Genomic DNA, 10170 nt, shown 5'->3' with positions numbered 1-10170 from the left:
TCCCTGGCGTTACAGTTTTTATAATTACACTCTTCTTATACCGATATTAGAAGAATTTTTCTTTAGAGGATATATCTATAGTAACTTAAGAAAGCTATTCCCTCAAACATTAATAAGATTTAAAGAAAGAGATATTTTATCCTGGGCAGTTCTTATATCTGCAGTTCTTTTTGGAATATATAAATTAATTTACTTTAACTCTATACCTGGAGATAGTTCTACAACAAAATTTATTATAGCAACTTTACATGGTCTTATTTTTTCAATGGTGAGAGAGGCAAGTAGTAGCTGTTGGGTTAGTTCATTTTATAACATTCTTTTCAGTACATTTAATCCTTGGACAAGAACAGATATTCCAATCTAATCCCAAATCTTCATTTATTAGCATAAAAAACCAAAACTATATATTAAAATATATAAAAAATTTATCTATTTATTTTACCAAATATTTTTTATTCTTTTTAAATGTCTCTTAAATATTTCAAACTTATTCTCCATACCCTCATTTTTTGACCATCTCTCAACCTCTTTTAAATCTATGGAGTTATCTCCGCATATAGAAATAGCTTGATCTAAAGATTGTTTATCATTCCAGTAATAATATGCTGCTAAACGATCTTTAACACTATCTGTTGATGATAAAAGTTTTAAAACCATATTTCCTTTTCTTATTGAATCAATTTTTTTTACAGGTTCAGCCCCAACTGAGGGAGGTGAGGGAAGGATTTGAACAGAATATTCTGTATCTTCGTGTTCAAAATACATTCCTTTTGCTTGAAAACCAATTTTTTCCAACAAATATTCTATTTTTTTTTAGAATAACTCTTTTTTATGACTCATTTTGATACTTCCAATTATAAGTAATATTTAAATAAAATCGAAAAAATTAGTAAAATTAATTGACAAAATACGATAATATGCTATAATATATGGTAATTACAGAGAATTAAACAATTTTATTAAGGTGTTTCTTTTTAAAAAAGTAAAAATAGCCCTTAAACGAAAATAAAAATATATTTTATTAATCTAATTAAAACTGTGAGGTGTAACAAAAGAGTTTATTTAAAAAATTTTAATAGGAGAAAAATAAAAAAATAAATAAAAGAGTAATAAATATTTAATTTTTAAAAAATTTAAATAAGAGTCAAAACTAAAAAACATTTTATTTAAATAAAAGTAAAAAAACAAAAGAAAATATTTTAATTAAATAAATGAAGGGAGTAAAAATGTACAAGTGTAAGAAATGCGGAAACACCGATTATTTTGATGGCCATGTTAGCGAGAGTGGAAAAGCTCACATTTCACAATATGAAGATGGAGAGTTAAGTTGGGCTTACTTGTTATCAGATGAGAATGCATGGTCAGAAGTTAGTCCAGAGAAATGTTCAACATGTCAATCAAATGAAATTGCAAATATAGATTTTGATAATGTCAACATGAATCTTAATAATATCAGCATGGATCTTGATAATTTTAGCTTAAGAGGTCATAAGATTTAGTAATCCAATGCTTCCTAATACAACATAAGATTTAAAATATATTTATGTATATAACGAAAGTATGTTATTAAATAAATAATATTGACTACACTTTTTTTGAGAAGAGCCTTTTATTGTAATTAATATAATAAAATATACACTTAATTTAATGCTAAAAATTAGAGTATCAAAATTTTATTGATAGAAAGTGTTAAAATTTCGTTGATAAAAAATGTTAAAATTTTATTGATAGAAAGTGTTAAAATTTTATTAATTATGAACTATTTAAGAGTTGTTTTTAAAAAAATCTATTAATCCTTCATCTTAAATAAGGGTAAAATTTTATTAAATTGTAAACACCAAGCTTAGATAGTACAATATTTTTATTGGTAGATATAATAATAACCATCATATCCTTTTTCAAAGTTTCTAAAAGCTATTTTTAAAATGATAAAAATAACTAATAATAAAAGTAACTTAAAACATAAAAATAAGATTATTCCTATTGTCACCTATATATTCATTATTTTCTTGAGTATTACACTGTTCAATGGTTGCACTATTTATGATACCTTCTTAACAGTATACAGAGAAATCGATGAAGAAAATACTTCAACAATTGAAGAGGTAAAGATTGAACAAGGAGATTTTAAAGAAACTGAGATCTTAGAAGAAGAAATTTGGATTACATCTCTAAGTGGTGAAAAAATCTATACTCATCTTCATATTCCTATTAAAGCTAACATTAATAACAAACTTCCAGTACTTATATTAGTTCAAGATACATTTGAGGGTAGTAATGAATTTGATAATCCTAATTTAATCTTCAATGCTAACAATTTAGCAAAAAATGATTTAATAGTTCTGCATTTCGATCCTGAGGGAACAGGAAAAAGTTCTGGAGAAACTGATTTAGGTGGTTTTAAATCGCAGGATGATTTGATTATTGTATTAAACTTTATCAAACATCAACCTGAGGTAGATGAGAGTGAAATAAGCATTTTAACTTTTGGAACTGGTATTACTACTGCTACAGGAGCATTAGCAAGATATCCAAAAATATTTATAAAATATCTAATTGATATTGAGGGTTCTGTGGATAGATACGACCTAAATAATCCATTAGCACTTGAATATCTTCCAGAAGATGAAAATTTTTGGAAAGAAAGAGAAGCAATCAATTTCATTGATGCTATAAGCTGTAATTATATAAGATTTCAAGCTGATAACAATCAAGCTGAAAATGAGGGGTATTTTTCCTATTTGATAAGATATATGAATAAAGCTACAGAAGGATATCCAATTCACACTCAATTAAATTTTGCCCCACCTGATACTCTATTTATAGAAATTATAGAAATCCAACCTGAAGAGGGGTCTGAAGATCAAGTTAAAGTTGAAGAAAGAGGGTCAGAAGATATTTTAAATCACCTTTTGAAAGGTGAAATCAATAATTATTATCCTAAAATCTTAAATAGGGTAATAGAAATTCTAAAAGAAGGAGTTATAACGGAATAAATCCTTAAATTTCCCTCCCTCCCACCAAGGGAGAAGATAAAAAAAGAATAAATAAAAATAAATGCAATGATATTTATACTAATGTTTTTTCATAAACTTCTTTAATTTATTCATAGCTTTCTCTATCAAGTCATCAGGTTGAGTAACTGATATTCGAATATAGCCTTCACCATATCTTCCAAAAGCAGTTCCTGGAGTTACAAAGACCCCTGCTTTATCTAAAAGTTTCATAGTAAATGAATCTGAATTAAATCCTTCCGGCACCTTTGCCCACACATATAATGTTGCTTTAGGTTTTTTAGCTTCAATTTTGCATTCTTTTAAAGTATTTATTACCATGTCAATTCTATTTTCATATATTTTACAAACTTTTTTAGTGAATTCACCTGAACCCTCAAGAGCCACGACTGCTGCTTTTTGAATCGCTCCTGGAATCCCTGAATCTATATTTGTTTTTAATGTATATAGCGAATTAATAACATCACTATTTCCTACAACAAACCCTATTCTCCAACCAGCCATACTAAAGCTTTTTGAGAGTGAATGAAATTCGATGCTCACCTTTTTCTCTTTATCTATTTCTAAGATACTAATTGGTTTATACTCACCATATGAAATCTCTGAATATGCATTATCGTGACAGATAATTAGATCATAATGTTTTGCAAATTCTATTGCTTTTTTAAAGAAATCTTCGTTAGCAATTGCTGATGTTGGATTGTTTGGATAGCATAAAAACATCATTTTTGCTTTTTTTGCTGCCTCCGGTTGAATTTCATCGAAATCAACTAAAAAGTTATTTTTTTCTAGTAATGGTAAATCATAAACACTTCCACCAGCAAGGATAACACCTGTTCTATGTGTTGGATAGCAAGGATTTGCTACAAGTGCCATATCTCCTGGATCAATTAGTGCCCAACTTATATGTGCAAGTCCTTCCTTTGAACCTATTAGTGGGAGTATCTCTTTCTCAGAATCCAGAGTAATTCCAAAGCGATTTTTAAACCAATTAGCTATTGCTTCTCTTAATTCTTTTATTCCTTTATAGGGAGGATATTTGTGATTTATTGGATTCTGCGCTTCTTCTATTAACGATTGAATAATATAATCTGGAGTAGGAATGTCTGGATCCCCTATTCCTAAATTTATAACCTCTTCCCCTCTATCTTTTTTTCTTTTTAAAATCTCATTAAACTCAGCAAAATGATATTTTGGTAAATTTTTAATTCTTTTAGCTTTCATGATATTAAATGTACTCCTTCTTAAAAAACTATTACAATCCTTTATAAAAGTTTCTATTTTTTTATTTCTTTAATTAAATTTTAATACTTTACAATATTTAATCTTGATTATTAGCTCTGTGACATTTTTTCAAAGACATTTTACCCTCCCCCTACCCCCTCCCACTAGTGGAGAGGGTAATTATCTTCTCCCTTTCCCTCTCCCACCAAGGGAGAGGATAAATAGTCGAGAAAGTATACCCAAAGCTGATATATCTCATGTCAAGACCTGGTACTTAACTTATTATTTTTTTAAGTATTACTATTTTTTATAAATAGATATGAATCTTTCAATTGATCTATCATAAGTCTTTTCAACATCATCTGGAAAAAAACAGGCCGGAAGTTCCCTCATTCTCCAGTGATATCTCATACATTCACAACATTTTCCTTTTCTACTACAGGGCTCATAAGTACAGTTACAATTTGCTAAGTTTTCTTCAATTTGACATTCAATCATAATTGTTATTATCTCCTTTCTTAATATTAAAATTCCTATTAAAAAAAATTAAATTCTATTTAAAAAAATTAAATTTAACAAAATATTAAATCTTGTCACTCTGAGCCACTCCTATCTCGCAATGACAATCAGAATCTCGTTTAGAATGACAAAATAATATTAAATTTTCAAAGAATAAAATACTAAAAGTGTTAACCTAACTCGTTAACAATACAAATAAAATATTTAAAGGTTTTAATTACTTATAGCCAATTATATCCAAAATGCTTTTTGCAAATTGAATTAGTTGTTTTCTAAAAAAAATCCCAATAATTAAGAAAATAAGACTAAATATTATTGACCAACCTATAATTTCCCAAAAAGTTAATTTCTTTAAACTCATCTTTAAAAGTATTAATAATTATCAATAACTATAAAATGAAAGTTAGTTTTTAAAATTTTACTTTTTTATAAATAATTATCTATCTTTTATTTTGTTTATAGCCCAATCTGCATATTTTCTTATTATTTCCTCTTCATCTTTATAAGCTTTTGAGAGTGAATCTATTGAATTTGAGTCAACTATATTCCCTGAAGCAATTATTGCATTTCTTCTTAATATATTTCTTCCCACCCAGATAATTGTGCTATTTCCAAACCATTTTTTAAAATCTTTTTCACTCATATTTATTATTCTAAAAAGTTCTACACTCTCTCCATCTGGAAATATTGGTAAAAAATCATTTCTTTCTATGAATTCAACTTCTTTATTGTGAGGACAAACATTCTGACAGATATCACACCCATAAATGTTTCTCCCCATTTTTTCTAACAAATTTATAGGGATCTCACCTCTCTTCTGTGTAAGATGAGATATGCATTTTCTTATGTCTATAACATATGGTGATATAATAGCTTGGGATGGACAAGCTCTAATACATAAATCACAATCACCACAATCCTCAAAACCAGACTCATCTAGTTCTAACTCAAGGTTTGTTATCATCTCACCTAAAAAAATCCAGGAACCGAATCTTTTTGTTATTATACAGCAGTTCTTTCCGTACCACCCAACTCCAGCTCTTTCTGCTACTGCTCTATCAACCATTGGTCCTGTATCTACTAATATTTTATATTTAAAATTCTTTAAGGATATTTTCTTAATAAAATCAGCTAAAATTTCTAATTTATCTCTTAAAATTTCATGGTAATCAATTCCCAGAGCAAATTTTGAGATAATACCGGTATTTTTCTTACTACCAGTTTCTTTCTCATTAGAACCTATATTATATGAATTCCACACTCCTTTATTTTTTCGCTTTTCTGAAAGTGTATCATTTGAATTTTCTCTTCGTCTATTTTCTATTTCTTCAACATGCACATTGTAGGATAATGCAATAGATATTATACTTTTTGCATCTGGTAAGATGTTTCGGGGATTACAGCGGATTTTTACCTTTTCAATACTATAATCAAAATCCTCATAGAATCCTTTTTTAACTCTACCAATAAAAATTTTTTGAACATCATTAAAAGGTTCTGCTGATGCAATTCCTATAATATCAATTCCAATCCTTTTACTAAAATCTTTTATCTTACTTTTTAAATTCATAATTCAAAGAATGTTGTTACAATAATAAAATGTTAAAAATAGTTATTGAAATAAAATGTTAAATTTTTATTCCTTACCTAAAATTATTATAAAAAATATTTAGTTAATGAGATTGCTTCGTCGCTTGCGCTCCTCGCAATGACAACCAAATAAGTTCGTCCCACGCAATGACAAATTAGGGATCATGTTACTCGCAATGACATAGTATAAAGTTCACCTTATTATTGTAATTACCTTTTCTACAGAATTTTTATGTGTAGGACCTCTCTTTTGTACAGGATAACCGATTGGTACTATAGCAACTGGTCTTAAGTATGATATCAAATTTAACACTTTTGCTGCCTTCTCCTCATTAAAAGCCCCAACCCAACATCCAGCTAATCCCATAGCTTCTGCTGCAATCAATAGATTTTCCGTAGCTGCTGCAGCATCTTGAATGCAATATAGACTTCTTCCCCTTTTACCGTAACCCAAAGATGACCTTATTGGATTTACACATACTACAAATACAACTGGTGCCTTTGCAATAAATCCTTGTCCATACGCTGCATCAGCAAGTTTATTCTTAATTTTCTGATTTAATATAGCAAAAAAATGCCATGGTTGAATATTTCCTGCCGATGGTGCTCTTCGCATAGCTTCAAGCAAATTTTCCAGCATCCATTCCTCAATAGGCTTATCTAAAAAATTTCTACAACTACTTCTGTTATATATAACTTCCAAAAGTTCGATAGCCATTTCCTCACCTCCAATTTTTTAATAAAATATTGGAATTAACTCAAATAAATAATGAATTGAAATTAGATATTTTTTAATCATTTAGATAATTTAGTATCTCATTGATTTCAGATATAACAAAATCTGCATGTTCCCTTTTTTCATCTTTTTGTTCTTGATTTAGCCAGAATGTTTTCATTCCCATATTTTTAGCACCTACTATATCATAAGGATAGTAATCTCCAACAAAAAATGCCTCTTCAGGTTTTATATTTAACCTATTTAATGCAATATTAAAAATTTCAGCAAATGGCTTTCTTTCCCCAACAGCTGCTGAAACAATAACATCGCTAAAATATTTCTTTATTTCAAACTTATCCAAAACCCAAAAAATGAAAGGAGAATAACGGGCATTTGAAATAATACCTAAAATATAACCATCTTTGACTAATTTAATAAGAGTTTCTTCAACACCATTCCCAAGTCTTATTGTTGGAAGACATTCTCTATATAATTGCTCAATTGCATTATTTATAACTTCTTTTTTTAATTTTATTCCTAAATTTGTTAATACAGAATCTACAGTATTAAAAGCCGTTATCTCCTTCCCCGTCTCTCTTGCCTTTTCTCTCAATTCCAAATAAAAATTCCTCGCCATAACGAATTCTTCTTTACTTAATTTGATAATCCCACTTTTTTCAATAATATCTAAACTGTCCTCTATAAGTGTTTCTATCTCAATATCAAACCATCTTTCGCTATGAACTAATGTTAAACCAAAATCAAATAAAATCGCTTTCATCATTTCCATATAAATTAAAATTATTTTTAATAATTAGTTTTGTCAATTCTTCCCCTGCCTAAAGAAAGAATCCTTATGTATATGAGAAAATATAAATTAATGATATTTTAAAAATAGAATATTTTATAAATTTAATTAATAAAAATATAATACTAAATATATACTATATGAAAATTATTTTTAATAATTAGTTTTGTTTGATAAAATTTAAGATATCTAAAATTTTTATTAGAAGGTGAAGGGAGGGAAAGGTAAATAAAAAGTCGATAGATTCTTATAAATGTTTTTTTGAAAAATCTATCACTTTTATATACTGATATAAAATGGAATTAAAAGTTATAAAAATTGAAAAACCTGATGAGATGAATTTTATTCTTGGACAATCACATTTTATAAAGACTGTAGAGGATTTATATGAAGTAATGATTGGATCAATGCCAAACATTAAATTTGGGATAGGGTTTTGTGAGTCATCTGGTCCATGCCTTGTGAGATATGAGGGAAATGATGAAAAATTAATTGAACTTGCTAAGAAAAATGCACTAAATATAGGAGCAGGACACGCTTTCATAATATTTATGGAGAATGCTTATCCTATAAATGTTCTAAATGCAATTAAAAATGTCCCAGAAGTGTGCAGAATATTCTGTGCTACAGCTAATCAAACTGAAATAGTAATTGGTGAAACTGAAAAAGGTAGAGCAATACTTGGAGTCATTGATGGTGCTAAATCAAAGGGAATAGAATCAAAAGAAGACATAAAATTCAGGAAAGAATTGCTTCGTAAAATTGGATATAAGTTATAGAGAGGTGAATAGTATGGAAATAATAGAAGTAAAAAGTAAGAGAGATATTAAGGATTTCGTTGATTTTCAATTTTATATATATAGAAATGATCCTTACTGGGTCCCTCCACTAAAATTTGAAAGAATTCAATTTTTTAACCCTAACAAAAATCCTTTCTATAAACATGCAGATATAGCACTTTTTATTGCAAAAAAAGATGATAAAAATTTAGGAACAATAGCAGCCATAATAAATCACAATCATAATAAATTCTATAATGATAAAGTTGGATTCTTTGGGTGCTTTGAGGTTATTAAAAATTATGAAGTGGCAAGATTGTTGCTTAATAAGGTTAAAAATTGGTTAGAAGAAAAGAATATGGATACTATGAGAGGTCCTATGAACTTCTCTACAAATGAAGAATGCGGTTTACTTATTGATGGTTTCGATTCACCACCTGTCTGTATGATGACTTATAATCCAGAATATTACATAGATTTCATAGAAAGATACGGTTTTAATAAGGCTATGGACTTATATGCTTATTGGATCTCTTTAGAAGAGCTCAGGAAAAAGGCTAATAAGCTTCCAGAAAAACTTATAAGAGTTGTAAATAAAATCAAGAAGAGAAGAAATCTCGTTATTAGAAATGTTGATATGAAAAAATTTGATGAAGAAGTAGAGAGATTTAAGAAAATTTATAATTCCGCTTGGGAAAAGAATTGGGGATTTGTTCCAATGACAGATACTGAAATGGAACATTTTGCAAATGGATTGAAAAAATTCCTTGATCCAGAAATTGTTTTTATTGCAGAAATAGACAACTCTCCTGTTGGTTTCTCGCTTACAATTCCTGATATAAATCAACCTCTTTTAAAGATTAATGGAAAACTTCTACCATTTAGCTGGATAAAATTCCTTTGGTATAAGAGGAAAATAGAAATATGTAGAGTTCTTGCAATGGGTGTGCTTGAAAAATATAGAAAGCTTGGAATAAGTGCTATTATGCATTATGAAACATCAAAAAAACTATTATCAAAAGGCTATAAGGGTGCAGAGATGTCCTGGATACTTGAAAATAATGTAATGACAAATCGTGAAATACAGGCAATGGGAGGAGAAATTTATAAAACATACCGTATTTATGACTATAAATTATATTAATATATTGGTTTTATTTAAACTACACCTTATAGTTATGAATGAAATACATTTTTATCTTTTTGTTATTTTTTTAACTCTTTTTTGACTCATTTGACTCATTATTGACTCTTTTTTGACTCATAAAACACATAATGTAAATCTCTCTTACCCTCTCCTACTAATTTTAGTATCTCTTTTTGAACAAGTTTGGAAAGGTCTCTAGTAGCAGTTTGACGGCTTATATTAAATAACTCCCTATACTCTTTATTAGATATCTTACCCTTTTCTTTCACATACATTACTGCCTTTATATGCCTTTCATTTAATCCTAATTTTTTTAGATATTCCTCTGTGTAAATATCCTTATAAAAATATACTGAAAAACCACCCATTTC

The 10170-nt window shown here is 28.1% G+C and carries 12 protein-coding genes; 5 read left to right on the top strand and 7 right to left on the bottom strand.

Features of this window, described 5'->3' with window-relative positions; translation table 11 throughout:
• Positions 1–364: CPBP family intramembrane metalloprotease (locus KKC53_00810; GenBank protein ID MBU2597715.1), on the top strand; the 364-nt coding region annotated here is incomplete at its 5' end.
• A gap of 74 nt (positions 365–438) precedes the next feature.
• Here KKC53_00810 and KKC53_00805 read toward each other — a convergent pair.
• Positions 439–795, bottom strand: coding sequence for a hypothetical protein (locus tag KKC53_00805; GenBank protein MBU2597714.1), 357 nt, complete (start codon positions 793–795; stop codon positions 439–441).
• Positions 796–1226: 431 nt separating this feature from the next.
• Here KKC53_00805 and KKC53_00800 point away from each other — a divergent pair, with 431 nt between their 5' ends.
• Positions 1227–1499, top strand: coding sequence for a hypothetical protein (locus KKC53_00800; GenBank protein MBU2597713.1), 273 nt, complete (start codon positions 1227–1229; stop codon positions 1497–1499).
• 426 nt (positions 1500–1925) lie between these two features.
• A complete protein-coding gene (locus tag KKC53_00795) occupies positions 1926–2996 on the top strand; it encodes a hypothetical protein (protein MBU2597712.1) in 1071 nt (356 codons plus the stop codon).
• A 78-nt stretch (positions 2997–3074) separates the two neighbouring features.
• Here the strand turns inward: KKC53_00795 and KKC53_00790 are convergent, their stop codons facing one another.
• The 5 genes from KKC53_00790 to KKC53_00770 all read right to left on the bottom strand — a co-directional run bounded on the left by KKC53_00790 (position 3075) and on the right by KKC53_00770 (position 7846).
• Positions 3075–4238 carry an LL-diaminopimelate aminotransferase gene (locus KKC53_00790; GenBank protein MBU2597711.1) on the bottom strand — a complete coding sequence of 388 codons (1164 nt, stop codon included), beginning with the start codon at positions 4236–4238 and terminating at the stop codon, positions 3075–3077.
• A 300-nt stretch (positions 4239–4538) separates the two neighbouring features.
• Positions 4539–4736, bottom strand: a complete 198-nt coding sequence (locus tag KKC53_00785; protein MBU2597710.1) for a hypothetical protein — start codon at positions 4734–4736, stop codon at positions 4539–4541.
• A 457-nt stretch (positions 4737–5193) separates the two neighbouring features.
• Positions 5194–6327, bottom strand: coding sequence for a tRNA epoxyqueuosine(34) reductase QueG (gene queG / locus KKC53_00780; GenBank protein MBU2597709.1), 1134 nt, complete (start codon positions 6325–6327; stop codon positions 5194–5196).
• A 213-nt stretch (positions 6328–6540) separates the two neighbouring features.
• Positions 6541–7065: a nitroreductase family protein gene (locus KKC53_00775; protein MBU2597708.1), complete on the bottom strand. Its 525-nt coding sequence runs from the start codon at positions 7063–7065 to the stop codon at positions 6541–6543.
• Between the two features lie 73 nt (positions 7066–7138).
• Positions 7139–7846: an HAD family hydrolase gene (locus KKC53_00770; protein MBU2597707.1), complete on the bottom strand. Its 708-nt coding sequence runs from the start codon at positions 7844–7846 to the stop codon at positions 7139–7141.
• Positions 7847–8169: 323 nt separating this feature from the next.
• Here KKC53_00770 and KKC53_00765 point away from each other — a divergent pair, with 323 nt between their 5' ends.
• Together KKC53_00765 and KKC53_00760 are read left to right on the top strand one after the other, a co-directional pair.
• On the top strand, positions 8170–8652 hold the full coding sequence (locus KKC53_00765) for an adenosine-specific kinase (protein ID MBU2597706.1): 483 nt from the start codon (positions 8170–8172) through the stop codon (positions 8650–8652).
• Positions 8653–8665: 13 nt separating this feature from the next.
• The gene (locus KKC53_00760) at positions 8666–9796 is read left to right on the top strand and encodes an N-acetyltransferase (protein MBU2597705.1); all 1131 of its coding nucleotides are present in this window, start codon (positions 8666–8668) and stop codon (positions 9794–9796) included.
• A 98-nt stretch (positions 9797–9894) separates the two neighbouring features.
• Here KKC53_00760 and KKC53_00755 read toward each other — a convergent pair.
• Positions 9895–10170: DeoR family transcriptional regulator (locus KKC53_00755; GenBank protein MBU2597704.1), on the bottom strand; the 276-nt coding region annotated here is incomplete at its 5' end.

The sequence above is a fragment of the Actinomycetota bacterium genome, assembly GCA_018830725.1.
Taxonomy (GTDB): Bacteria; Actinomycetota; Humimicrobiia; order JAHJRV01; family JAHJRV01; genus JAHJRV01.
This window is presented reverse-complemented; position numbering and strand designations above follow the sequence as displayed.

Excerpts from the sequence above, each read along its gene's own strand:
- KKC53_00775 (MBU2597708.1), bottom strand. The coding sequence starts at position 7,065 with ATGGCTATCGAACTTTTGGAAGTTATATATAACAGAAGTAGTTGTAGA.
- KKC53_00800 (MBU2597713.1), top strand. The coding sequence starts at position 1,227 with ATGTACAAGTGTAAGAAATGCGGAAACACCGATTATTTTGATGGCCAT.
- KKC53_00785 (MBU2597710.1), bottom strand. The coding sequence starts at position 4,736 with ATGATTGAATGTCAAATTGAAGAAAACTTAGCAAATTGTAACTGTACT.
- KKC53_00760 (MBU2597705.1), top strand. The coding sequence starts at position 8,666 with ATGGAAATAATAGAAGTAAAAAGTAAGAGAGATATTAAGGATTTCGTT.
- KKC53_00770 (MBU2597707.1), bottom strand. The coding sequence starts at position 7,846 with ATGAAAGCGATTTTATTTGATTTTGGTTTAACATTAGTTCATAGCGAA.
- KKC53_00795 (MBU2597712.1), top strand. The coding sequence starts at position 1,926 with ATGATAAAAATAACTAATAATAAAAGTAACTTAAAACATAAAAATAAG.
- KKC53_00765 (MBU2597706.1), top strand. The coding sequence starts at position 8,170 with ATGGAATTAAAAGTTATAAAAATTGAAAAACCTGATGAGATGAATTTT.
- KKC53_00790 (MBU2597711.1), bottom strand. The coding sequence starts at position 4,238 with ATGAAAGCTAAAAGAATTAAAAATTTACCAAAATATCATTTTGCTGAG.
- queG (MBU2597709.1), bottom strand. The coding sequence starts at position 6,327 with ATGAATTTAAAAAGTAAGATAAAAGATTTTAGTAAAAGGATTGGAATT.